The sequence below is a fragment of the Vreelandella sp. 162(4c) genome, from assembly GCF_058152265.1.
This window is the reverse complement of record NZ_CM176981.1, coordinates 360,436-383,364: the sequence shown is the minus strand read 5'-3', so window position 1 is coordinate 383,364 and position 22,929 is coordinate 360,436. Positions and strand designations below refer to the sequence as shown.

Here is a 22,929-nt window from a genome sequence, read left to right as displayed (position 1 = left end):
ATGTCCACTCTTCCTCTCTGGCTCGAACCCGTTGAGCGCTTAGTAGAGGCGGGTGGCGCGGTACTGGTGGTTTTGGCCGTCGTGGCCGTACTGGTGTTTGCCATGGCTATGGAGCGCTGGTGGTACTACCGGATTACTTGGCGTATAGCACGCCGTCAACTGTTACGCCGCTGGGCGGCACGTAGTGACCACTCCAGTTGGAGTGCCCGGACACTGCGTCAGGTGTGGGCCGAGGCGCTGGTCGCCAGGCTGCGCAAACCCTTGCCATGGTTAAAACTGTTAGTCGCGCTATGTCCGTTACTAGGCCTGTTAGGCACCGTGACGGGCATGATTAGCGTGTTCGATAGCCTTTCGCTGAGCGAGACCCATCAAGCCCGCGCTATGGCAGATGGGGTTGCCCGGGCGACGCTGCCGACCTTGACCGGCATGGCCATTGCCGTAGTAGGGCTGCTATTTATTAGTCGTTTAGAGCACGTCATCCGTCGCGAAGACCAGCGGCTGCATGATCGCCTGGCGCGGGCACTGGAGGAGAGTGATGCGTAGACGTCGTTCCATAGATGCGACTGCTGAGAGCAATGAGGTGAATCTTACCCCCATGCTCGACGTGGTATTTATCATGCTGATTTTCTTTATTGTGACTACCAGCTTTGTCAAAGAGAGCGGTGTCGAGATTGAGCGGCCGGAATCCAGCGCCGCCACCCCGCGCCCGGATGCCCAGGTGCTCGTGGCGATTTCCCCCGAGGGTGCAGTCTGGGTAGATGGCAGTCCCGTGGATGCCCATCGGGTCGGCCAGCAGGTAGCCGATATGCTAAGTGATGATGGCTCGGTGGTTATTCAGGCGGATCGCGAATCCACCACGGGCTTGCTGATCGAGGTGATGGATCGCCTACGTGAGGCGGGCGTTGACCAAGTGGCGGTGGCGGCGAGTCGGAGTGGGTCATGATGCGCCACCTGCTGTCATTATTGGGAGGCGTCGTGCTGGCGGTGGGCTTGTTCTGGCTACTTGCCCAGCTAGTGGCTCCCCCAGAGCGGGAGCCCGAAGAGCTGACCATGAGCATGGCGATGACCATGATTGAAGCGCCGGAGGTGGCCCCTAAGCAGGAGGCGCCCACGCCTCAGCCTGTTGAAGCGGCACCCCAGCAAACGCCGCCGCCCATGCCTGCACCCGAGCCGCCTCCGGTAGCGGAAAGCACTATTAGTCTGCCGGAAGTGGAACTGCCAGATGAGCCCGTCGAGCCGGTTGAAATGGACAGCGAACTCCCGGAGCTAACGGAAGTTAAACCGGAACCCCGGCCCGAACCTACTCCTGAGCCGAGACCAGAGCCGACCCCGCAACAGCAACCTGTCGAGGCAGCTCCTAGAGCAGCCCCTGCGTCAGTGGATTCTGCACCCGCCGTGCGCGAAGCTGCCCCGGAAGCTCAGCCAGCGCCCTCTAATGAGCCGGTGAATGTGGGCCAAGTGACACCGACGAACCAAGTTGGTCCAAAGTACCCGCCCCGTGCCCAGCGCCGAGGTATGGAAGGCTTTGTAGAGGTGGCCTTTACGATTCGGCGTGATGGCAGTGTCGACAGCTCTTCTATACGGGTTACCAGCGCGCAGCCGCGTCGGGTGTTTGATGATGCCGCGCGGGAGGCGATTGCCAAGTGGCAATTTGAACCCAGCGATCGGTTACGCAATGCCACCCAGCGGATCGAGTTTGAGTTGAGGTAGCCGTATGAAGCGTCTTTTATGCATTCTATTACTCAGCGTTTGGCCTCTTTCGTCACAGGCCAGCCCTGCGCTACAAGGTGATGTGATTGCTGACCTCAATGCGCTGCAAAGCCAGTTAAAAGAGGGCGCGTTGCCTCAGGTCGTTGAGCGGGCAACGGCCCAGGCTGAGCGGTTGGCATCCGGCAACCAATCGGATCAGTGGGCCAGTGCGCTCTATCAACAGTTAGCGGCAGGTGCCTTGGCGCGTCAGGATCAGCACGCTGCGGCAGCGGATCGGCTGGCGATTGCCCGTGGCTTAAACGGTGTGGATAGTGTCCAAGCAGCCCGTTGGCTACGTGAGGAGGCCTCACTGCGCCGTGCTGCTGGCCAGCGTGATCAGGCCATTGAGCTACTCAGTGAGTGGTTAGCCAATCAGCAAGATAGTGATACTACCTGGCAGCTAACCCGCCTGCTGGCGCAACAGGAGCGTTGGGAAGAAGCCGCTGGCTGGCTTGAGCAAGCACTTAATGAGACGCCAGAGCCCAACGAAGTACAGCAGGCTCTGGCGCTTGCTGTGTATCGCAATGCCGGGCAAGGCGATCAGGCATTGGGCTGGCTGCTAGATGACTTGAATGCGCAAAGCGACCCCGCAGATTGGCGCCAAGCCGCCGGGCTTGCCCAGCAGGCTGGGCAGTCAGGGGTTGCCGCTGGTTTGTGGGAGGCCGGGTGGCAATTAGGTAAGTTGACCGAGCAGGAAGATTTCTGGCTGTTGATTCAACTCCATCTCGCCGGCGGAACCCCCGCTAGAGCGGCAGAACACCTAGAGCGGGCGCTGAATGAGGGCGATATCGTTCGCGATGAGTCCCATCTGCGTTTGCTTGCCAACGCTTGGCGGCAGGCTAAAGACGTTGAGAAGGCCCTGAATGCCTGGCACACCTTAGCGCTGCATACGCAAGCTGCCGCCGACTGGCGAGCCTATGGTCAACTCGCTTACGCCTGGGGTGAGGATGGGCAAGCGAAACAAGCTTTTGCCCGCGCCTCGTCGCTAGGTGACGATGAGGCGGAGCAATGGCTGGCCAGCTTTGACTAGAAAAGACTGCGTAGAAAACTACGCCTTAAGCGTGAGAGCGAAGTCGCTCCAGGTAGGCGCGTGATCAGAGGGGCGTTCCATACCACGCAGGTCATAGTCGATGCCAGCGGCAGTAATCTGATCGGCTAGCGCCTTGGTGACTAGAATATAGTCGATACGCAGGCCGCGCTTGGGCTCCTGATTAAACCCTTTTGAGCGGTAGTCAAACCAGCTAAAACGGTCATCGCTTTGCGGGTAGCAGAGGCGATAGCTGTCGGTAAGCCCCCAGGCTTTAATGCCTTCGAGCCATTCGCGCTCAATGGGTTGAAAGCTGGTTTTGCCTTCACGCAGCCAGCGCTTGCGGTTAGCGTCGCCAATGCCAATGTCCTGATCTTCCGGCGAGATATTAAAGTCGCCCATGATCGCCAGCCGCTCGTCGGGACGGTGCTGTTCGTTGAGCAATCGCGCTAGTTGGCCATAAAAGCGCTCTTTATGGGGGAATTTGGTCGGGTGAGTAACGTTTTCGCCCTGAGGAAAATAGCCGTTCCATACCGTCACGGCTTCTCCGTTCTCTGCGATCAGACGAACGCCGATCATGCGGCGCTGAGCGTCTTCCTCATCATCGGGGAAGCCGTAAAAAATCTCTTCGGGCGCCTGACGGCACATTAAAGCTACGCCGTAATGGCCTTTTTGGCCGTGATAAAAAACGTGGTAGCCCATGGCTTCTACGTCGGCAAGCGGGAACTCGCTGTCCTGTACCTTGGTTTCCTGCAGCCCAATTACGTCCGGCTGCTGAGTGTCGATCAACGCCTGTAACTGGTGAAGTCGTGCTCGAATGCCATTAATGTTGAACGAGACCAAGCGCATTACGAGTCGTCCCCCTTAGGTTTGCTAGCGTCGCTGCTCGATTTGTCAGGGTGTATAGCAATATCCTGCCCGCTCTGCTGGCGAGCGAGTTTTCTCACCGCCTGCAGTTTGCGCTGCTGCTGCTTTTTCGCTACAAAACGGCGCGAAGGGGCCACTTGGTCGGGATTGTCGTGGCGCCATTTTTTATAATCTTTCCGCCGGCCGGTACGGATTGTCACCTTATCGGCCAGTGAACGAGTTTTTTTCTTACGCGTCATGTCGCGCTCCTTACGTCGATTTGACGGCTATTCTAACAGGCCTTGGGACTCCTTCGACAGCAGGACGCGCTCTTATCGCCAAGCCCTGGTACAATGCGCACGTCAAGAAGCCAACTTCCACAGCAATGGACAGATAGACAGCCTATGAGCGAGTCGGAACAGACCACAGCCCCGGCCCAGAATCGCAAGCCAAAACGTCGCCGCCGTAAACCGCGTCGTCGCCAGTCGAACTGGGATCTTCGTCAGTTTCAGGTGCCCGCCGTGGCCGGTAAGTGGCGCTTTCATGACTTTGATCTGCCGCTGCCCTTAATGCGCGCTATTCATGCCCAGGGGTTTGAGTACTGCACACCTATTCAAGCGGAGGCCCTGCGCCAGACGCTATTAGGTGGCGACATTGTCGGCAAAGCGCAAACGGGAACCGGTAAAACCGCAGCCTTTTTGATCTCTGTGATGGCCTACTTCCTGGAAGAGCCAACACCCAATGGTCAAAAGCCGGGGGCTCCGCGTGCCTTAATTATTGCGCCCACCCGCGAGCTGGCGCTGCAGATCGAAAAAGATGCTAAAGCGTTAGCGCGTTTCACGCAGCTCAATGTGGCGAGTGTGGTCGGTGGTATGGACTACCAAAAACAGCGTGACAGCCTGGGCAGCAAGATCGATATCCTGGTGGCAACACCTGGGCGTCTGTTGGATTTCCATCAGAAGCGCGATATCGACCTCAATGAAGTCGAAGTTTTGGTGTTAGATGAAGCCGACCGCATGTTGTCGATGGGCTTTATCCCCGATGTGAAGCGGATTATTCGCTACACGCCGAAAAAAGAGGAGCGCCAGACCTTCCTCTTCTCGGCCACCTTTACCGACGACATCTTGAATCTCGCCAGTCAATGGACGCTTGATCCTGCCCACGTTGAGATCGAAGTCACCGTTGAGAATCAGGCGGATATAGATCAGCGTGTGTATCTGGTGTCTGATGACGACAAGCAGCGCTTGCTGGTTAATTTGCTTCAGCAAGAGAGCTTTGAGCGTGTGATGGTCTTTGGTAACCGTCGCGATTTAGTTCGCAAGCTTGACGATCTGCTCAAAAAAGCCGGTGTCAGTGCGGCGATGCTGTCGGGCGATGTGCCTCAGAATCAGCGTATTAAAACCCTGGAAAGCTTCCGCGAAGGCGAGATTCAGGTATTGGTCGCCACCGACGTGGCTGGCCGTGGGATCCACATTGAAGACGTTAGTCACGTCATCAACTACACCCTGCCGGAAGATCCGGAAGACTACGTACACCGTATCGGTCGTACCGGTCGCGCTGGTGCTAAGGGTGTGTCGATTAGCTTCGTCGGCGAAGAGGATGCCTTCTCGCTGCCGGAGATCGAACGCTATATCAACGACAAGCTGCCCTGCGTGCATCCGCCGGAAGGTATGCTCTAAGCCGCATGCTCGATACAGCCCTCAAAAGTGAGATTCAAGACGCTTACCGTCGCGTGGTGGACACCCTTGAGCTGACCCCACGCTACGGTCAGCGCATGATGATCGCCGAAATCGCCCGGACGCTGGGTAATATAGAGAGCGACGACGAGGGTAAGCGCACCAGCGATACCCATGTCTGTGTGCTTGAAGCGGGTACTGGTACCGGCAAAACACTGGCCTATCTGATCGCCGCCTTGCCGATCGCGAAAGCGCGGGGCAAGCGGCTGATTATTTCCACGGCCACGGTTGCTCTTCAGGAGCAGGTGCTGAATCAGGATCTACCCTCGCTGGCCAGTCATAGCGGCATTGCGTTTCGCTACGCATTAGCCAAAGGGCGTGGCCGCTATGTGTGCGTGGCACGTCTGGATCAGGCGCTCGAAGGTACTGAACCCAACCCGACGCTATCGCTGTTTGAGCAGTCGCTGCAAACACAAAGTAGCGACTTCACCGTGATTGCCAGTGATATGGCGCAAGCTTACGGTCAGGGCGAATGGGAAGGGGATCGTGATAATTGGCCTGAGGCGATTGAGGATGCCCACTGGCGGCGGCTGACGGTTGACCATCGCCAGTGCACGGGGAGGCGCTGTGGGCACTTCGGTGCCTGCGCGTTTTTCCGTTCCCGCCGAGAGCTTGAGAATGCTGACGTTATCGTCGCCAACCACGACCTTGTGCTGGCTGACTTGGCCTTGGGCGGCGGCGCTATTCTGCCCGACCCAGCGGACTGCATCTTTGTCTTCGACGAAGGCCACCACCTGCCCGAGAAGGCGCTTTCCCACTTTGCCCACCGCTTTGCGGTACACGGCTGCTTGCGTTGGCTGAAAACGCTGAGAAGCAGTTTGACCGACCTTCACCAGGCGTTGGCTATTCAGCCAACGGTGTCGCGGCTTTTGGTTAGCTTGCCAGAGCTGATTCATAACCTGGAGCCCGCACTGGGCGACGTGTTTAGTATGGGGCATCAGTTGGCGGAGCGGCCAAACGGTTTGGCTGACGAAGAGGCCACCCATCAATCGCGTTTTGAGAAGGGCCAAGTGCCCGATGCCCTGCGGGAACAGGCGCAGCAGCTATTGGTGATGTTTGCTTCACTGTCGCGCTGCCTCGAGAGTATCAGCGATATTCTGCGCGAAAGCCTTGATCCCGATAAACAGACCGGCCTCGATCGTGAGCAGGCAGAAACCTGGCTGCCGCTCGTTGCGTTGCTTCATGGGCGGGCGTTAGAGGCGCATGCATTGTGGCAGGCATTCAGTGAGCAGGATGTTGCTAATGAGGCGCCCAGCGCTCGCTGGATTACCCTAAGCCGTGTAGCGGGGGAGCCGGAAGTTGAGTTTTCGGCTAGCCCCGTTTCAGCCGCACATACCCTGGCCAAGCATTTATGGGGGCGTTGCCATGGGGCGGTGGTCACCTCGGCAACGTTGACTGCGCTGGGGCGCTTTGAACGCCTGCAAGAGCGTGCAGGCTTGGCGAATCGCTACCGCTATCAGGCGCTGCCGAGCCCCTTTGATTACGCCAATGCCGTGCTGCGCGTGCCTAAAGAGGCCACTGACCCTGGCGACAGGGAGGCCCATGAACGGGCGATTGTGACGTTTGTCTCGCAGTTGGCCGACCAAGAGGCGGCGCTGGTGCTGTTCTCTTCCCGCGCCCAGCTGCGTGCGGTGGATAAAGCGTTGCCAGCGAGTGTGAAGGAGCGCGTGCTCGCTCAGGATGCGCTGCCTAAGCGAGAGCTTATCGAGCGCCATCGGGCAGCGGTGGATAGGGGCGAGGGCAGTATCATCTTTGGCTTGGCGAGCTTTGCTGAGGGTATCGATCTTCCCGGCGACTATTTGACGCACGTGGTGATTACGCGGTTACCCTTTGCGGTACCCGACGACCCAGTGGGTGCTACGTTAGCGGAGTGGATAGAAAGCCAGGGCGGTAATGCGTTTATGCGCATTAGCGTGCCCGATGCGTCTATTAAGCTGGTGCAAGCCTGTGGGCGCTTGATTCGCAAAGAGAGCGATCGTGGGACGATCACCTTGCTGGATAAGCGGGTGATTACCCGCCGCTACGGACAAGCACTGCTGGATGCACTGCCGCCATTTCGGCGTGAGATTAGTCGCTAGAACGTCATGAAAAACCCCGCCGTAGCGGGGTTGTTGACTTACTTGACGATGCGCTTGGCCAGTGTGGCGGCAAGTTTATCGTTCATGCGGCTGAAGGTCTCCACCGTGGTATCCCAGTCGATGCAGGCATCGGTAATGGAGACACCATACTGCAGTTGGCTAAGGTCTTGGGTAAGTTTTTGATTACCCCAGCCAATGTTGGATTCAACCATCAGGCCGATAATGGAAGTGTTGCCTTCCAAAATCTGGTTGGTGACGTTTTCCAGCACCAATGGCTGTAGCGCAGCGTCTTTGTTGGAGTTGGCGTGGGAGCAGTCGATCATTATGTTGGGTGAGAGCTTGGCTTTTTCGAGCTCTTTCTCCGCCAGGGCAACGCTTACACTGTCGTAGTTGGGCTTGCCGTTGCCACCGCGTAGAACGACGTGGCCGTAGGCGTTGCCGCGGGTGCGAATAATGGCTACCTGGCCCGCTTGGTTAATGCCCAGGAAATTGTGCGGGCTGGCCACGGACTGAAGCGCGTTAATCGCCACGTCCAGGCTGCCGTCGGTACCGTTTTTAAAGCCGACCGGGCAGGAAAGGCCGGAAGCCATTTCCCGGTGGGTCTGGGACTCGGTGGTACGGGCGCCAATCGCTGACCAGCTGATGCAGTCCTGCAGGTATTGGGGAGAAATGGGATCCAGTGCTTCTGTGGCTAGCGGTAAGCCCATTTCGGCCAGATCGACCAGCAATTTACGGGCGATATGCAGACCCTCATCGATCTCAAAGGAGTCGTTGAGGTGCGGGTCGTTGATCAGGCCTTTCCAGCCGACCGTTGTGCGCGGTTTTTCAAAATAGACACGCATCACGATATACAGGCTATCGCTGACCTGGTCAGCCAGCTCACGAAGGCGGCGGGCATAGTCGAGGGCGGCTTCCACATCGTGGATTGAGCATGGACCGACCACTACCAACAGTCGCGGGTCATTGCCATCCAGGATGTTCTGAATGGTTTGGCGACCTTCGATCACGGTGCGCTCTGCCGCCTCCGTTAACGGCACGGCATTCTTGAGCGCTTCTGGCGTGGTGAGAACGTCTTGAGCGAGGACGTTAAGGTTATTAACCTGCTGTTCTGGCATCTTGCTACCTGTGCTTTGCGTAATGACTGAAAAAGTAAGGGGGCGATAAAAGTGGCACATACTATCGCTCGCCGGGCAGGTAAAAATCAATTGCTGCGGAACTATAGCGGCATTAAAAGTGTCAGCCGCACGGTTTTTGCGAAAGGCGGTAAGCGCTTGATGCGTTGCGCGGAACGCGCAACACTGGGAGCCCTGTCGTTAAAATTTAGTACCGTTATAATAATGCAGCAATTTACTCGGGCGACGTATTCGCTCTTTTATTCACTCTATTATTAATCAATGCCCAAGGGACGCTATGCTGCTTGCTGTGAACGCCCATTTGTCAGGGCTAATAGGAATTGGGCTCGGCGCATGCCGTACGAGCTGGAGGAGCGTGTGAATGGGCACTCGGGAAACAGACCAACAGCTTGTTGAACGTGCCCAAAAAGGTGATACGCGCGCTTTCGATCTGCTGGTGAAGAAGTACCAGCACAAAATTATCGGCCTGATTGGTCGTTATGTTCATGATCACTCTGAAGTTCAGGATGTAGCCCAGGAGGCATTTATTAAGGCGTATCGCGCCTTGGGTAAATTTCGCTCAGAAAGTGCGTTTTACACCTGGATGTATCGCATCGCGATTAACACGGCGAAAAACTATCTGGTCTCGCGGGGAAGGCGCCCGCCGGGAAGTGATATGGATATTGTCGACGCTGAAATCATTGATCAAAGCGGTCGACTGGCAGATTCCGAGTCACCGGAAGCGGCGATTGCCAGAGATCAGCTCGAAGCCGCGGTTTATCAGGCAATCGAAAATTTGCCGGATGATCTGCGCACGGCGATCACCCTGCGTGAACTGGATGGTCTTGCTTATGAAGATATTGCTCAGGTCATGCAGTGCCCTGTGGGAACCGTGCGTTCACGAATTTTCCGCGCCCGCGAGGCGGTTGATGAACATATCCGCCCATTAGTATCGACCGCGCGGAACAGTCGCGAAGGGTAGTGGTCGTAGTGGGGGGAGGCGATATGAGCGTTATAGGATGTCAGCCTTAAAAATAAAGGTTTTATTTTTTGTGAACTGTCTGGCATGTAAGGCGTCATAAAGCCTGACTATCTTGATGAGCACGCTGGTGTGTCAATCGCTGATATATCAATGTGCAAAGTGTCATGAGCTTAGCGTCGCAGGCTAATGAGTTTTGCTCATTTAATTAGCCTGAACTGAGTCTTGGCCTTGGAAGTCGTCGGAGTGGTGGTGCGTATAACGCAAGCCATCACCCCAGTACTTCTTTTAAACAGTGTGAGGGTGTGAAGTATGAGTCAAAACACACGGGAATCACTTTCGGTGTTAATGGATGGCGAGAGTGATGAGCTTGAGCTTCGCCGAGTGTTGAAGGCACTGCCTAATGATGACGATGCCGCAGATACATGGCGCCGATATCACCTTGCCCGCAGCATGATGCAGCGGGAGCAGGGCGTTGATGTAAGCGTTGATCTCTCCGCTGGCATTATGGCCAGACTGCGCGAAGAGCCTGCTCCAATGACACAAGGTGCCGAGCCTGTAGCTCACCGTACGGGTGGTATTTCGTTCGCCCGCGGCGCTGGCGTTGCTGCTGCAGTGTCACTGATGGTGATCACCGGCGTTCAGTTCTTTGGCAACGACTCACCCGTTGGCCAGGGCAGTGGTGACATGGCAACGACCGCACCTGGCGCTAATCAGGTACAGCCCGTCAATTTGGCCTCTCAGTCGGCAGTAGCCTCACGTGCTGATATGCCCATGTTTGAGCCTACGCCGTTTCGGCTTAGCGGTCAGTCGGGTCAGGGCGGTCTGATGAATATTAGTGAAACTGGGTTTTCAGCGCAGACGCCTCAGGGAGTGACTGCTTCCCAGGGAACCAATATTGATGTAGATCAGATTGGCTTGCTGCAATCTTATTTAGAGCAGCATACTCAGAGCGCTGCTTACGGCAGTGGTGATAGTTGGATGCCATTAATGCGTTCATCTGCAGTGACTGAACCATTAGGTCAGCGCTAAGCTGAATGACGTTCTTTTTGACGAAGCCTGTTAAGTGAGTAGGGAGTGCGCGGGATGGGAGTGCGCAACATGATCGTGCCCTGGCGATTAAAGCGTGCCTGGGTACTGGCAGCAGTAGTTGGTACGCTCTCTTTTCAAGTGCATGCAGAAAACGCCAATAGCTCGTCCGACGTTAGCCAACCGGTTCGTCATGCTGGCTACGAGTGCGCGGCGGAATCCGAAGAGCAGCCCAGTAATGCCACGCAGTGGCTTGAGCGTGGTTTGTGGGCTAGCCACTGTTATGCCTTCCAAGCCAGGGCGGTGGCGATTGATGCTATTGATGTTCGCACGCTGGCGCTGTCGCATCGCATCCAGAATGGCATTCGGCAGCAGGTGGTTCAGTACCTAGACGGTCCTTCCGTGAGTATTGAGCGGCGCTCGCCGGTGGGTCGACTGGCTTGGACTGAAGAGCATAGTAATGGGGAGATGCCTACTCCTGCAGGGTGGGCGGCTCATCTTGAGAAATATTACGCTATTGAGCTTGAGGATGATGCTCGGGTAGCCGGTCGCGATGCCGTTAAACTTATTTTCGAGCCTCGGGATCAATGGCGTTTTTCCCATCAGTGGTGGTTAGATCGAGATACCGGCCTACTCCTTAAGCATGTACTCAGTGATCAGCAAGGCAGGATCATTGAAACCTTCCAAATTACCCAGCTCCAATCGCCCCAAAAATATACCGGCCGCGTACGAGTGGGCTCGCCCACCGTTATCCTCAACACGCCTTGGCATACCACTTGGTTACCCGACGGCTTTGTTGCGCAACCGGTTACTTTTGCCGGCGACGATGTGCATCAGCGTGTTTACAGTGATGGTTTGGCCACCGTGAGTATCTTTGTAGAGCCTCTTGCATCTGAAGCAACCATTGCCTTGCAGGAAGGTGTGCAGCAGTTGGGTGTCTCGGCCGTCGCCATTGAGCACACCATCACCGCTGAAGGGCGCTGGCAGTTGGTGGCCATTGGTGAGCTGCCCGTAGCAACGCTGCAGCGTATTGTTCGCTCAATCACTTTCGACCTGCTAGAAGACCAATCTCAAGAAAGCGTCGATGAGGTGAGTAGATAAAATGACGACCTCCGCGCCCTGTGGCTCTTTACTTGGCACTTCTCTGCTTCGTACTGGCACGGTTGTCGATTACACCTCCCAGGGAGTAATCGTTGAAATTGCCGCCCAGCAGAACTGCGAGCAGTGTGCTCAAGGGAGAGGGTGCGGGGTCGGATTGCTGGCGCGCCAGCGCAGCCAACGCATTGCCGTAGCGGTTCCCTCCAAAACAGATAACGCCGAGCGCAACTATCCGTTAGGAAGCCAAGTCATTATCAGCCTGCCGCGTGCCTCTGTCACGTTGCTGGCTTTTTGTGTTTATGGGCTGCCGCTACTGCTTGCGCTGTTGCTATCCGGGCTGGTCGCGCTCGTTAGTACTACGATTTGGCTGGCGCCCCTGGGCTTTTTTATTGCTTTGATGGCCGGTGCGCTAAGTATTAAATGTCTAATGCGCGGGCGTGGGGAACGCTTTCGCCCACGCTTGGTCAATTAGTTTGTTAATGAGTTCTCCGGTGTCTCGCCGTGAGTTGTTTATATACCTTCGCTTACTATCACATTAAGTAGGAGCTCTTGCATGAAGCGCTTGATTCTCCCTTCCACGCTTTGGGTTTGTGTGGTGGCATTGCTGACGTTTGGCCAAGCCGCCAGCGCTCAGAATTTGCCTGATTTCACCGCATTAGTTGAAGACGCTGCCCCTGGGGTGGTGAACATCTCAACCAGTCGAACGGTTCAGCGCAGCAGCGCGCCCGGTTTTGGCGGGTTCGGTGGTCAGGAAATCCCCGAGATTTTCCGCCATTTCTTTGGGGATAGCTTTCCAGCGCCCCCCAGTAATGGTCAGGGACGCACAGAAGAGCGACAGTCTCTAGGCTCGGGGTTCGTCATCAGTGAAGATGGTTATGTAATGACCAACGCGCACGTGGTGCAAGATGCCGATGAGATCCTTGTGCGGCTCAATGATCGCCGCGAATTGAGAGCAGAAGTGGTTGGTAGCGACCCACAAACCGACGTGGCAGTACTCAAAATTGATGCCAATGATCTGCCTACGCTCAATCTAGGTGACTCTGACGAGCTAAAAGTAGGTGAGTGGGTTGCCGCGATTGGCTCTCCTTTCGGTTTCGACCACTCGGTCACTGCGGGTATCGTCAGTGCGATTAATCGCACCTTGCCGCGGGATGCATATGTGCCCTTTATTCAAACCGATGTGGCAATCAATCCCGGCAACTCCGGTGGCCCGCTGTTCAACTTAGACGGCGAAGTTGTGGGAATCAACTCGCAAATATTTACCCGTAGCGGCGGCTTTATGGGCGTCTCGTTTGCCATTCCCATTAACGTTGCCATGGATGTGGCCGAGCAACTGCGTGAAGGCGGTCGGGTAGACCGTGGTTGGTTGGGCGTCATGATTCAGCCTGTGTCTGATGATCTGGCCGAGTCGTTCGGTATGGAGAATGCGATTGGCGCCTTGATTGCCGATCTTGATCCAGAAGGCCCAGCGGCCCAGGGTGGACTCCAGGCGGGCGATGTCATTCTTGAGGTCAATGGTGAAGAGGTTGAGCGCTCAAGCTCGCTGCCGCGACTGATCGGTAAAGGCGCGCCAGGCACCGAGGTGGAGCTCACCTTGATGCGTGACGGTGAAGAACTGACCGAGTCTGTCGAGTTAGGTAGTTGGCCAGACACTGAGCAGCAGTCGGCACAGGCAGGCAGCAATAACCAAGCGCGTCTTGGCGTAATGGTCGCTGAAATTGATGACACCATGCGCGAGCAACTGAATGTTCCCGGCGGTGTGATCGTTCGTCAGGTTGAGTCTGGCAGCGTGGCTGCTGAGGCCGGCATTCGCCCAGGCGATGTGTTAGTGAGTATTGATCACCGCAGCGTTTCCTCCTCAGCTGAGCTGGTAGAGATTGTCGAGGCGTTGCCGACTGATCGCGCTATTCCAGTTCGTCTGTTCCGCGACGGACGTTCCCTGTTTGTAGCGCTGCGTCTGGAATAACCCGCCTATTTTCACTCCTGGTCCGGCGGTTCTCGCCGGACCGCTGTTCCTAGCCTGCGCATATCGCTACAATAGCGGATATCTTTTTGTCGGAAATGGCCCTTATTTTTAAACGGCAGCTGTTTTCGAGCTTTGAACTCTCGAAGCGGCCTGTTTATGCGGCCGCTTGCGTACCACTAAGGCAGAACAGACTCGATGTCCCAAGACGTTCCCAACGGAAAGCTTAAGCACATACGCAATTTCTCTATTATCGCCCACATCGACCACGGTAAATCGACGCTCTCTGATCGTTTGATTCAGACCTGCGAAGGATTAACCGAGCGTGAGCTAAAAGAGCAAGTGCTCGACTCCATGGATATCGAGCGCGAGAGAGGCATCACGATTAAGGCGCAGTCGGTTACGCTGGATTACACCGCCGCCGATGGCCAGGTTTACCAGCTGAACTTTATCGATACGCCTGGGCATGTTGACTTCTCTTATGAAGTGTCGCGTTCGCTCTACGCTTGTGAAGGGGCGTTGCTGGTTGTCGATGCCGCACAAGGGGTAGAGGCGCAATCGGTGGCCAACTGTTATACCGCTATCGAACAGGGACTAGAAGTTCTGCCGGTACTCAACAAAATCGATTTGCCTCAGGCGGATTGCGACAAGGTTTCCCAGGAGATTGAAGAGATTATCGGCCTGGATGCCACCGACGCCTGCCAGGTCTCGGCCAAAAGTGGCTTGGGCATTGATGCCTTGCTAGAGCGCTTGGTGCGCGATATTCCGCCGCCCAAGGGCGACCCGGAAGCGCCGCTGCAAGCGCTCATTATCGACTCTTGGTTTGATAACTACCTTGGTGTAGTTTCGTTGGTTCGTCTGTTTGATGGCACGCTGCGCAAAGGCGATAAGATCCGTATTAAATCGACGGGCCGCGATTGGGGCACCACTGAGGTGGGGATTTTCACCCCGCAGCGTAAGCAGACCGGGATTCTGCGTGCCGGGGAAGTCGGCTTTATTGTCGCGGGTATCAAAGAAATCCACGGCGCACCGGTGGGCGATACCATTACCCACACCAAGACGCCAGATGTCGCGCGTCTGCCTGGCTTCCAAAAAGTAAAACCGCAGGTGTATGCCGGTATGTTCCCGGTCAGTGCGGATGATTATGAAGACTTTCGTGATGCGCTAGAGAAGCTGGCGCTTAACGATGCCTCGCTTGCCTATGAACCGGAAAATTCTGATGCCCTTGGCTTTGGCTTCCGGGTGGGGTTTCTGGGCACGCTGCACATGGAGATCGTCCAGGAGCGTCTGGAGCGTGAGTATAATATCGATCTGCTCACTACCGCTCCCACGGTTGTCTATGAACTAGCGATGAAAAATGGCGACGTCACCTACGTCTCCAACCCCTCAAAGCTTCCCGATATGGCTGACGTGGATGAAATGCGTGAGCCAGTGGTGCGCGCCAGCATTCTGGTTCCCCAGGAGTATGTGGGTAACGTGATCACCGAGTGTGAGCAGCGCCGAGGCACGCAACTGGATATGCAGTTTCTGGGTAACCAAATCCAGTTGGCCTATGAATTGCCCATGTCCGAAGTGGTTATGGACTTCTTTGACCGCCTGAAGTCGATCTCCAAGGGGTACGCTTCGCTAGAGTACAACTTCGAGCGTTTTGAAATGGCCAAGTTGGTGCGTCTTGACGTACTTATTAATGGCGACAAAGTTGACGCTCTAGCGGTGATTATCCACCGTGATCACGCCCACCATCGTGGTCGTTTGTTAGTGGAAAAAATGAAAGAGCTGATTCCACGGCAGATGTTTGATGTGGCGATTCAGGCGGCTATTGGTGGTCAAGTGGTGGCACGTTCCACCGTGAAAGCGCTGCGCAAAAACGTGACGGCCAAGTGTTACGGCGGCGATGTCAGCCGTAAGAAGAAACTGCTCGAGAAACAGAAAGCGGGTAAGAAACGCATGAAACAGGTGGGGCGTGTGGAAATTCCCCAGGATGCCTTCCTTGCTGTGCTCAAGGTTAACGACTAGGAAAGAACACCACTCATGGATTTTTCATTACTGCTGGTACTTGCCGTTGCGCTTTCGGGCGTTATTTACCTGTTGGACGTGTGGCTATTAAAGCCCAAGCGCCGCCAACGCTTCGCCGCCGCAGAGGCCAATACCCAGGAAGGGCTGGATCCAGTTACCAGCGAAAAGCTACTTAAAGAGCCGTGGCCGGTTGACTACGCCCGTTCATTTTTCCCGGTGCTGCTGGTGGTGCTGGTGGTGCGTAGTTTTATCATTGAGCCTTTTCAGATCCCCTCTGGCTCAATGCGGCCTACGCTTGAAGTGGGTGACTTTATTCTGGTCAACAAATTTGCCTACGGCTTACGCTTACCGGTAGTCAACACCCGCTTTCTCGAAGTCGATGATCCTGAGCGTGGCGATGTGATGGTGTTTCGTTTCCCCGACGAGCCTTCGGTGAACTTCATCAAGCGGGTGGTCGGTATGCCAGGGGATCATATCCGCTATGAGGGAAAGCAGCTTTACGTTAACGGCGAACCGGTGGCCAAAGAGCTGATCGAGGATGGGCCCGATGGTTCGCCCCAGCAGCTATTGTTAGAAGAGCGCCTTGGCGACACCGAGCACTTTATTTATAACAACCCGCGAGACCCTGGCCCGCAAATGCGTGAAGTGGAGGTTCCTGAAGGGCACTATTTCATGATGGGGGACAACCGTGACCACTCCAACGACAGCCGCTATTGGGGCTTCGTGCCGGAAGAGAACATTGTGGGCCGCGCCTTTGCGGTGTGGATGCACTGGGATGGCGGGTTGCCAAGTTTTACCAGCGTGCGGCGCATTGAATGAAGACGCTGCGTGTGCTGAATTTAGTCAGTTATGTCACTTTAGTTAACGTCAATGACGTAGGAGAGCTGTGAGTAATTCCTTGAACGCTTTTTGCCGACGAATCGGTCATACCTTTGGCGACGATACGCTACTGGAGTTGGCCTTGACCCACCGCAGCTTCGGTGGTCGTAACAATGAGCGCCTGGAGTTTCTAGGTGACTCCATCGTCAACTTTGTCATCGCCGAGGCGCTGTTTCAGCGCTTTCCTCAGGCCCGTGAAGGACAGCTTTCGCGCCTGCGCGCGCGACTGGTGAAAGGACAAACCCTAGCGGAACTGGCCCGTGAAATGGAGTTCGGTGAATGCTTGCGGCTAGGTTCCGGCGAGATGAAAAGTGGCGGGCATCGTCGTGAATCGATCTTGGCGGATGCGGTCGAAGCCATTATTGGCGCTATCTATCTGGATGCTGGGATGGATGTGGTGCGCAACCGGGTGTTGGACTGGTACGCGGAAAGGCTGGGTAATATCTCTTTACAAGATACCCAAAAAGATCCCAAAACACGGTTGCAGGAGTTTTTGCAGTCGCGTCAAGCCGCGTTGCCGCGCTATGAAGTTGTCTGCGTAAAGGGCGAGGCGCATGCCCAGACCTTTACCGTGGAGTGCTACATTGACCTGTTGGCTGAGCATACCACTGGTAAAGGCCCAAGCCGCCGTCATGCTGAACAGCAGGCGGCAGAAGAAGCGCTGTCGTACCTCGAAAAAAGCCCTGGAGATAAATCATGAGCCAAACCTGCGGATTCGTTGCCATCGTCGGCCGACCCAACGTGGGCAAATCGACCCTCATGAACCGTATTCTGGGGCAGAAAATATCGATTACCTCACGGCGACCACAAACCACGCGCCACCAGGTCATGGGTATTAAAACGGTTGATGAGACGCAGTTCATCTATGTTGATACGCCGGGCATGCACATCATGTCCAAGGATCGTAATAAAGCGATCAACCGCTTTATGAACCAGGCGGCTACCCAGGCCCTGCGTGATGTGGACTGCGTAGTATTTATTATCGACCGCACCCGCTGGACGGAAGAAGATCAAGCGGTGTTGAAGCGCCTGGAGCATGTAAAAGCGCCGGTGATTTTGGCGGTTAATAAAGTCGACCGTCTGGGCGAAAAGGGCGATTTGCTGCCTTGGCTGGCGGATGTCGGTGCTCGCCGCGACTTCGCCGCTATCGTGCCGATTTCAGCCAAGCATGGCACTCAGGTCGATACTCTGGAAGAGGAAGTGGCCAAACACCTGCCTGAAAGTGTCCACTTCTTCCCTGAAGACCAGATTACCGATAAAAGCCTGCGCTTTATGGCCGCTGAGCTGGTGCGTGAAAAAGTGATGCGCCAGCTGGGCGATGAGCTGCCTTACCAGATGACCGTTGAAATTGAAGAGTTCCGCGAGACAGAGCGTGTAACGCATATCAGCGCGCTTATTCTCGTTGAGCGCCAAGGCCAAAAAGTCATTTTAATTGGTGAAAACGGCGATCGTCTCAAGAGCATTGGTCGTGAAGCGCGCCTGGATATGGAGCGCGCCCTGGGTACCAAAGTGATGCTCAATTTATGGGTGAAAGTAAAACGCGGCTGGTCGGATGACGAGCGCGCCTTGAAAAGCTTGGGTTACGACCTCGATTGAAGGTAGCGATGTCGCCAGAGCCGGCTTTTTTACTCCACCGTCGGCCTTATCGTGAAACCAGTGCGCTGGTGGATCTATTAACGCTTGATCACGGCAGAGTGCGTGCTGTGGCCCATGGTGGGCAAAGGCCCGGTTCTAAATCGCGCCAACGCCTGCAGCCGTTTACGCCACTGTTCGTGACCTGGCAGGGCAGTCGCGATTTAAAGCGGCTAACGTTGATGGAGTCTCGCGGCCAGACGGCGCTGTTGGCCGGGGAGGGGTTGCTGTGCGGGCTTTACGCCAATGAGATCGCCACCCGGCTGCTGCCGTTAGAACTGCCGGCGCCTGACGTTTTCGCGTTTTATACCGCGCTACTGGAAGCACTGCCAGCACCAGCGGAGCGCGCATTGGCGCTGCGCCGCTATGAGTGGGCGCTGCTAGAGGCGCTCGAGGCCACGCCGCAGTTTGCGACACCAGAGGGTAGTGTTTTGGATCCCCAGCTCCGCTACCGTTTTGACACCGCCAGCCGGGCATTCATACCTGCTGAGCGTGGCCTCGACGGCAGAACGCTACGTTACATTGAACAGGGTGACTGGCAGCATGAAGGGCTTGCCAATGCGCTCAAAGCGGTAATGCGCGCGGCGCTTGCGCCCCATCTGGGGACTACCGTTTTACGTTCACGGGAACTGATGCTTGATTTAGCGCGGCGTCGTCATCGGCCCTGATTTGTTTTAAATTTTGTGTTCACAAACTCTTATTTTATCGCTGCGCTGGAGGCACTATGCACCCCCCTCGGATACTGTTAGGCGTCAATATCGATCATATTGCGACACTTCGCCAAGCCCGAGGTACTCGCTACCCTGACCCCGTGCAGGCGGCATTAGTTGCGGAAGAGGCGGGTGCCGATGGCATTACGGTGCATTTGCGTGAAGACCGGCGTCATATTCAGCCCCGCGATGTACGCATTCTGGCCGAAATGCTTAATACGCGCATGAACCTGGAAATGGCTGTCACTGAAGAGATGTTGGCACTGGCTGAAGAAGTGCGCCCCGCCCATGTCTGTTTAGTACCTGAGAAACGCGAAGAGCTGACCACCGAAGGCGGTCTTGACGTTGTCGGCGGCTTTGACGCCATTGCCAGTGCTTGCCAACGGCTAAGTGCGGCGGGTTGCGATGTATCCCTGTTTATCGACCCTGACGTGGAGCAGATTGATGCTGCCCAGCGCGCCGGTGCACCGACGATTGAGCTGCACACGGGCGCTTACGCAGAAGCGCGTCCCGGTAGCGATGCAGCGAATGCAGAGTATCATCGCTTAACGACTGCAGCGACTCACGCTATCTCGCTGGGTTTAGTGGTCAATGCCGGTCACGGTTTGCATTACCATAACGTTGAAGCGATTGCGGCGCTGCCGGGCGTTAACGAGCTCAATATCGGCCATGCCATTATTGCCCGTGCGCTGTTTGTGGGCCTCAAAGAGGCCGTTCAGGAGATGAAACGCTTGATCATCGCTGGCCAAGAGGCGGGCTTAATGGCGGCTCTCGATGCTCACGACCATGAGCATGAAAACCACTCTGTGCATGTTCATAATGGCTGTTGCGGGTACTGATCAGAGGTTGTCTATTCAGAGGTTTTTAAGGCGATGATTGTGGGAATTGGCTCGGATATTGCCCGTGTGGAGCGTTTTACGCGGGCCATGAAACGGCACGGGCCACGCTTTGCTGAGCGAATTTTAGGCCCCGATGAGCAGGCGATTTGGCTACACAAAGCCCAACCCGCGGCGTTTCTGGCCAAACGCTTTGCTGCCAAAGAGGCATTTGTAAAAGCGTTGGGTTTAGGCCTGCGCCAAGGACTGCAGTGGGGGGACATTCAGGTGTTGAACGATGCCTTGGGTAAGCCCTATTTCCTGCTTAATGGCGAAGCCGAGCGGCTATTGCTAGCGGCGGGTGTCACCGCTAGCCACGTTACCCTGAGCGATGAAGCCGAGTATGCGGTGGCTTTTGTAGTGTTAGAGCGTTAACAGCTCGCCGCCAGATCAGCCAATGCTGGGTTCATGTCATTTATTCCAAGCATCTAATGGGCAACGCCTTGAAGCCTGTTCAATCAATGCCTAACCAGTTGCGGGCGCAGTGCTCGCAGCCGGGCCATTGCTCGGTAAAGGTCTTCCAATAGCCCCTCAACATGGTCTAAGCCGCTGGTGCGTAGGCGAGTTTCCAGGGTCTCTACCAGTAAGGCCAACTCGGGCGCACCGCAGTAGCGGCTAGCGCCATTGAGACCATGTACCCAATCGAGCAGCGTGGGCAAATGCTGTTGACCAAAAGCGGCGCGCATATGCTGTTCACTCTCATCCAAGCTGTCGATCAGACGTTTTAGCTGCTCTCGTGCCAGGTGCTCCTTACCCCCCGCTAAACGTGCGCCAATCTCCAGATCAATAATGGGTAGCGTGGCCGGTGCCGCATGGCTAACCCGTGGCCTCTGGGTGGCGTTAATGTCGTGCTGTGGATAGGGCGGCTCTGCAGTGCTGGCGGTCAGCCGATGAGTCACCCCCAAAAAGCGGTTGAGCAACTGTGCTAGCTGTGTTTCGTCAATGGGTTTTACCAGCACGTCATCAAGACCTTCCGCGAGCCACTGCTGGCGTTCACTGCTGAGCACGTGGGCGGTAACGGCAATAATGGGGCAGCGGGCCCAGGTGCTACTCAACCGGCGCAATGCTTGGGTGGTTTGTACGCCATCCATCCCCGGCATACGAATATCCATTAACACCATGTCGACGTTACTGGTACGGGCGAAATCTAACGCTTGGTGGCCGCTTTCCGCCGTAGAGACATGGAGGGCAGGGTCTTCAAGTAGGTTTTTGAGCAGCTCACGATTGGGTGCATTGTCATCGACAATCAGCAGTTTGAGTGGCTGAGACGCCGCTGGTAACGCGGGGAGCTCCTGTTCGCTCTTATTCGGCACGTGCGTAGATAGCAGTAGCTGCTTGAGCGTCGTTACCAACTGCGCGCGGGAAAAAGGTTTGTAGAGTGTCTCGCCGCCATGGGTTAAGTGCAGTGGCGGCAGGTCAAAACTATTGCCATTGGCTAAAATCAATGTGGGGCAGGGTGTTTGATCAATCACCGCTTGCCAGTGAGCGTGCCATTCGGGGCTAAAGTCGCTGTGCTCAAGCCCCAATATCAGCAATTTCGCTGGCTCGGAGACATCAAAGGCGATGGGTTGTGCTTCCCAGCGCTCTAGCAAGTGCTCCAGTACATGGCGGGTTGGAGCATGAGTTTCATATAGGCGAATGGTCGGATTGGCCAAGCTAATTTCTGGAGGTCGCTCGGCCGCTTTATGAGCCAGCATGGGCAGCGTAAAGAAGAAAGTGGTTCCTTTGCCCAGCGAGCTTTCCACGCCAATCTCGCCGCCCATGCGTTCAATCAATTGGCGGCAGATAGTAAGCCCAAGGCCGCTGCCACCAAATTGCCGTGAGTGGCTTGGTTCTGCTTGGGAAAAGGCGCTGAAGAGAGCCTCCTGGTGGGCGTCGCTGAGGCCAATGCCGGTGTCACTGACGCTCAGATTAAGCACCACATGCTGGCCTTCTAAATTATCCAACATGACACGCACGATCACCTCGCCTTGCTGGGTGAATTTAAGCGCATTGCCAATCAAGTTATTCAATACCTGATGAATACGCAGCGGATCACCGGTTAGCGGGGTAGGCACATCGTCATATACCATGGCCACCAAGTGCAGTTGCTTGCGCTGGGCTTCAGGGGCGTGTAGCCCGACCACTTCGTCGACCAGTGCGACAATGTCGATGTCTGTCTCTTCCAGGGTGAGGCGATTAGCCTCAAGTTTGGAAAAGTCGAGCACGTCGTTAACCAGCATCAGCAGATTGTCGCAAGCGCGGTGTACGTGCTGCAGCCACTCCCGCTGGCGCGTATCCAGTGATGAGCGTCCCAGTAACCGGCAAAAACCGATAATCCCGTTTAGTGGTGTGCGGATCTCATGGCTCATATTGGCCAGAAATTCAGACTTCACGGCATTAGCCCGCAGCGCGCTGCGGTGGGCCAAGTCGAGCTTGATATTCTGCTCTTCAATGGTTTCCATGGACTCTTGCAGCTCGCTGGTGGCCTGCTCGATTTGCGTTTGCATATCCCGCTGGGCTTGCTGAAAGTGCTCGGCCAGGGCGTTAATATAGCTACTCAGGTGATGGAGTTCTGTGGCATTAGAGGGCGCCAGATGTAGCCGATAGTCGCCGCGGGATAGCCGATAAAGGGCTTGGTTGGCTTCTTCCAGCGGGCGGGTGGTATAGCGACTGATCGCAAAAGCGACTAAAAACAGCAGCAGGCCAAGCAGCATGCCACCCAAGCTAAGGCTGGCAATCAACTTATAGCGACCAAGGGTTAGCGTACGGGTATCCATCTCGATATCTAGCCAGCCAACGCGGCTGTCCCCAGCTTGGCTGACACTTGTTTGAGGAGGGTTCAGTGGCAAGCGCAGTCGCCATGCATCCTGCTGCTTAATCAATTGCTGATCATCTGGGGCGTTTAGCGGTGGTAGGTTGGATTGCCCGAGTAATAATAGACGGTCGCCCTGGGCATCAAATAGCGCAACCGCTCGCAGTCCTTTCATAGCAAGGAGTTGACGCGACAGGGCTTCCAGACGTTGCTCATCACCCGTTGCGACCGCAGCAGCAAGGTTCGGGGCGAGCAGCTCGCCGACGCTTTCTAACCGCGTTTGGTGTGCCTCGCGAGCTTGCGTATCACTCTGTATAACCAGCAGTACGGCCATCATGGCGTACACCAGGAGCGGGAAACCGAGTAACGCAAACAGCAGTCGGGTATTCAAAGACATGAAAAGAAG

Annotated in this window: 22 protein-coding genes; 18 read left to right on the top strand and 4 right to left on the bottom strand. The window is 55.8% G+C overall.

The features are described 5' to 3' along the window. From AC4EYZ_RS01725 to AC4EYZ_RS01710, 4 genes are read left to right on the top strand one after another with little or no spacing between them, the layout of a single operon-like run. Positions 1-543, top strand: coding sequence for a MotA/TolQ/ExbB proton channel family protein (locus tag AC4EYZ_RS01725; protein ID WP_022523853.1), 543 nt, complete (start codon positions 1-3; stop codon positions 541-543). Continuing rightward, positions 536-943 (top strand): ExbD/TolR family protein, encoded by a 408-nt coding sequence (locus tag AC4EYZ_RS01720; RefSeq protein WP_022523852.1) that lies wholly within the window; start codon positions 536-538, stop codon positions 941-943. Before AC4EYZ_RS01725 ends, AC4EYZ_RS01720 begins: the two co-directional genes overlap by 8 nt. Then, the gene (locus AC4EYZ_RS01715) at positions 940-1,710 is read left to right on the top strand and encodes an energy transducer TonB (protein ID WP_022523851.1); all 771 of its coding nucleotides are present in this window, start codon (positions 940-942) and stop codon (positions 1,708-1,710) included. Before AC4EYZ_RS01720 ends, AC4EYZ_RS01715 begins: the two co-directional genes overlap by 4 nt. A gap of 4 nt (positions 1,711-1,714) precedes the next feature. Further along, a complete protein-coding gene (locus AC4EYZ_RS01710; RefSeq protein ID WP_022523850.1) occupies positions 1,715-2,779 on the top strand; it encodes a tetratricopeptide repeat protein in 1,065 nt (354 codons plus the stop codon). Positions 2,780-2,797: 18 nt separating this feature from the next. Here AC4EYZ_RS01710 and xthA read toward each other — a convergent pair whose 3' ends face one another. Together xthA and AC4EYZ_RS01700 are read right to left on the bottom strand one after the other, a co-directional pair. Continuing rightward, positions 2,798-3,625: an exodeoxyribonuclease III gene (xthA, locus tag AC4EYZ_RS01705; protein ID WP_022523849.1), complete on the bottom strand. Its 828-nt coding sequence runs from the start codon at positions 3,623-3,625 to the stop codon at positions 2,798-2,800. Further along, positions 3,625-3,882 (bottom strand): hypothetical protein, encoded by a 258-nt coding sequence (locus tag AC4EYZ_RS01700; protein WP_022523848.1) that lies wholly within the window; start codon positions 3,880-3,882, stop codon positions 3,625-3,627. The genes xthA and AC4EYZ_RS01700 overlap by 1 nt, the downstream gene beginning before the upstream one ends. A 144-nt stretch (positions 3,883-4,026) precedes the next feature. Here AC4EYZ_RS01700 and rhlB point away from each other — a divergent pair, with 144 nt between their 5' ends. Together rhlB and dinG are read left to right on the top strand one after the other, a co-directional pair. Continuing rightward, positions 4,027-5,301 carry an ATP-dependent RNA helicase RhlB gene (gene rhlB, locus AC4EYZ_RS01695; RefSeq protein WP_022523847.1) on the top strand — a complete coding sequence of 425 codons (1,275 nt, stop codon included), beginning with the start codon at positions 4,027-4,029 and terminating at the stop codon, positions 5,299-5,301. Between the two features lie 5 nt (positions 5,302-5,306). Beyond that, positions 5,307-7,436, top strand: coding sequence for an ATP-dependent DNA helicase DinG (gene dinG / locus AC4EYZ_RS01690; RefSeq protein ID WP_022523846.1), 2,130 nt, complete (start codon positions 5,307-5,309; stop codon positions 7,434-7,436). Positions 7,437-7,474: 38 nt separating this feature from the next. Here dinG and AC4EYZ_RS01685 read toward each other — a convergent pair whose 3' ends face one another. Then, positions 7,475-8,551, bottom strand: coding sequence for a 3-deoxy-7-phosphoheptulonate synthase (locus AC4EYZ_RS01685; protein WP_022523845.1), 1,077 nt, complete (start codon positions 8,549-8,551; stop codon positions 7,475-7,477). A 379-nt stretch (positions 8,552-8,930) separates the two neighbouring features. On the opposite strand from AC4EYZ_RS01685, the gene rpoE reads away from it, so the two are divergent. The 12 genes from rpoE to acpS all read left to right on the top strand — a co-directional run bounded on the left by rpoE (position 8,931) and on the right by acpS (position 20,104). Then, positions 8,931-9,530, top strand: coding sequence for an RNA polymerase sigma factor RpoE (rpoE, locus tag AC4EYZ_RS01680; protein WP_009286436.1), 600 nt, complete (start codon positions 8,931-8,933; stop codon positions 9,528-9,530). Between the two features lie 309 nt (positions 9,531-9,839). Beyond that, complete coding sequence (locus AC4EYZ_RS01675) at positions 9,840-10,559, top strand: sigma-E factor negative regulatory protein (protein ID WP_022523844.1); 720 nt, start codon at positions 9,840-9,842, stop codon at positions 10,557-10,559. Positions 10,560-10,613: 54 nt separating this feature from the next. After that, the gene (locus AC4EYZ_RS01670; protein WP_022523843.1) at positions 10,614-11,657 is read left to right on the top strand and encodes a MucB/RseB C-terminal domain-containing protein; all 1,044 of its coding nucleotides are present in this window, start codon (positions 10,614-10,616) and stop codon (positions 11,655-11,657) included. A 1-nt stretch (position 11,658) separates the two neighbouring features. Further along, entirely contained in the window at positions 11,659-12,126 is a 468-nt protein-coding gene (locus AC4EYZ_RS01665; protein WP_022523842.1) for a SoxR reducing system RseC family protein, read from the top strand. Between the two features lie 81 nt (positions 12,127-12,207). Next, the gene (locus tag AC4EYZ_RS01660) at positions 12,208-13,620 is read left to right on the top strand and encodes a DegQ family serine endoprotease (protein ID WP_022523841.1); all 1,413 of its coding nucleotides are present in this window, start codon (positions 12,208-12,210) and stop codon (positions 13,618-13,620) included. A 195-nt stretch (positions 13,621-13,815) separates the two neighbouring features. After that, a complete protein-coding gene (gene lepA / locus AC4EYZ_RS01655) occupies positions 13,816-15,633 on the top strand; it encodes a translation elongation factor 4 (RefSeq protein WP_022523840.1) in 1,818 nt (605 codons plus the stop codon). Between the two features lie 15 nt (positions 15,634-15,648). Continuing rightward, entirely contained in the window at positions 15,649-16,452 is an 804-nt protein-coding gene (gene lepB, locus AC4EYZ_RS01650) for a signal peptidase I (protein ID WP_009286440.1), read from the top strand. A gap of 67 nt (positions 16,453-16,519) precedes the next feature. Further along, positions 16,520-17,212: a ribonuclease III gene (gene rnc, locus AC4EYZ_RS01645; protein ID WP_009286441.1), complete on the top strand. Its 693-nt coding sequence runs from the start codon at positions 16,520-16,522 to the stop codon at positions 17,210-17,212. Further along, entirely contained in the window at positions 17,209-18,108 is a 900-nt protein-coding gene (gene era, locus AC4EYZ_RS01640) for a GTPase Era (protein WP_009286442.1), read from the top strand. Before rnc ends, era begins: the two co-directional genes overlap by 4 nt. Before the next feature lie 8 nt (positions 18,109-18,116). Then, positions 18,117-18,812: a DNA repair protein RecO gene (recO, locus tag AC4EYZ_RS01635; RefSeq protein ID WP_022523839.1), complete on the top strand. Its 696-nt coding sequence runs from the start codon at positions 18,117-18,119 to the stop codon at positions 18,810-18,812. A 56-nt stretch (positions 18,813-18,868) separates the two neighbouring features. Continuing rightward, a complete protein-coding gene (pdxJ, locus tag AC4EYZ_RS01630; protein WP_022523838.1) occupies positions 18,869-19,693 on the top strand; it encodes a pyridoxine 5'-phosphate synthase in 825 nt (274 codons plus the stop codon). Between the two features lie 33 nt (positions 19,694-19,726). Beyond that, positions 19,727-20,104, top strand: coding sequence for a holo-ACP synthase (gene acpS / locus AC4EYZ_RS01625; RefSeq protein ID WP_022523837.1), 378 nt, complete (start codon positions 19,727-19,729; stop codon positions 20,102-20,104). 83 nt (positions 20,105-20,187) lie between these two features. On the opposite strand, the gene AC4EYZ_RS01620 is transcribed toward acpS, so the two are convergent. Continuing rightward, positions 20,188-22,920: a response regulator gene (locus tag AC4EYZ_RS01620; RefSeq protein ID WP_022523836.1), complete on the bottom strand. Its 2,733-nt coding sequence runs from the start codon at positions 22,918-22,920 to the stop codon at positions 20,188-20,190. Positions 22,921-22,929: the final 9 nt, after the last annotated feature.

Bases quoted from the DNA above. Each gene is read 5' to 3' on its own strand.
- AC4EYZ_RS01660 (WP_022523841.1), top strand. From the start codon at position 12,208: ATGAAGCGCTTGATTCTCCCTTCCACGCTTTGGGTTTGTGTGGTGGCA.
- lepA (WP_022523840.1), top strand. From the start codon at position 13,816: ATGTCCCAAGACGTTCCCAACGGAAAGCTTAAGCACATACGCAATTTC.
- AC4EYZ_RS01710 (WP_022523850.1), top strand. From the start codon at position 1,715: ATGAAGCGTCTTTTATGCATTCTATTACTCAGCGTTTGGCCTCTTTCG.
- rpoE (WP_009286436.1), top strand. From the start codon at position 8,931: ATGGGCACTCGGGAAACAGACCAACAGCTTGTTGAACGTGCCCAAAAA.
- AC4EYZ_RS01700 (WP_022523848.1), bottom strand. From the start codon at position 3,882: ATGACGCGTAAGAAAAAAACTCGTTCACTGGCCGATAAGGTGACAATC.
- AC4EYZ_RS01665 (WP_022523842.1), top strand. From the start codon at position 11,659: ATGACGACCTCCGCGCCCTGTGGCTCTTTACTTGGCACTTCTCTGCTT.
- xthA (WP_022523849.1), bottom strand. From the start codon at position 3,625: ATGCGCTTGGTCTCGTTCAACATTAATGGCATTCGAGCACGACTTCAC.
- era (WP_009286442.1), top strand. From the start codon at position 17,209: ATGAGCCAAACCTGCGGATTCGTTGCCATCGTCGGCCGACCCAACGTG.
- AC4EYZ_RS01620 (WP_022523836.1), bottom strand. From the start codon at position 22,920: ATGTCTTTGAATACCCGACTGCTGTTTGCGTTACTCGGTTTCCCGCTC.
- AC4EYZ_RS01725 (WP_022523853.1), top strand. From the start codon at position 1: ATGTCCACTCTTCCTCTCTGGCTCGAACCCGTTGAGCGCTTAGTAGAG.
- AC4EYZ_RS01675 (WP_022523844.1), top strand. From the start codon at position 9,840: ATGAGTCAAAACACACGGGAATCACTTTCGGTGTTAATGGATGGCGAG.
- recO (WP_022523839.1), top strand. From the start codon at position 18,117: ATGTCGCCAGAGCCGGCTTTTTTACTCCACCGTCGGCCTTATCGTGAA.
- AC4EYZ_RS01715 (WP_022523851.1), top strand. From the start codon at position 940: ATGATGCGCCACCTGCTGTCATTATTGGGAGGCGTCGTGCTGGCGGTG.
- AC4EYZ_RS01685 (WP_022523845.1), bottom strand. From the start codon at position 8,551: ATGCCAGAACAGCAGGTTAATAACCTTAACGTCCTCGCTCAAGACGTT.
- AC4EYZ_RS01670 (WP_022523843.1), top strand. From the start codon at position 10,614: ATGGGAGTGCGCAACATGATCGTGCCCTGGCGATTAAAGCGTGCCTGG.
- dinG (WP_022523846.1), top strand. From the start codon at position 5,307: ATGCTCGATACAGCCCTCAAAAGTGAGATTCAAGACGCTTACCGTCGC.
- pdxJ (WP_022523838.1), top strand. From the start codon at position 18,869: ATGCACCCCCCTCGGATACTGTTAGGCGTCAATATCGATCATATTGCG.
- lepB (WP_009286440.1), top strand. From the start codon at position 15,649: ATGGATTTTTCATTACTGCTGGTACTTGCCGTTGCGCTTTCGGGCGTT.
- acpS (WP_022523837.1), top strand. From the start codon at position 19,727: ATGATTGTGGGAATTGGCTCGGATATTGCCCGTGTGGAGCGTTTTACG.
- rhlB (WP_022523847.1), top strand. From the start codon at position 4,027: ATGAGCGAGTCGGAACAGACCACAGCCCCGGCCCAGAATCGCAAGCCA.
- AC4EYZ_RS01720 (WP_022523852.1), top strand. From the start codon at position 536: ATGCGTAGACGTCGTTCCATAGATGCGACTGCTGAGAGCAATGAGGTG.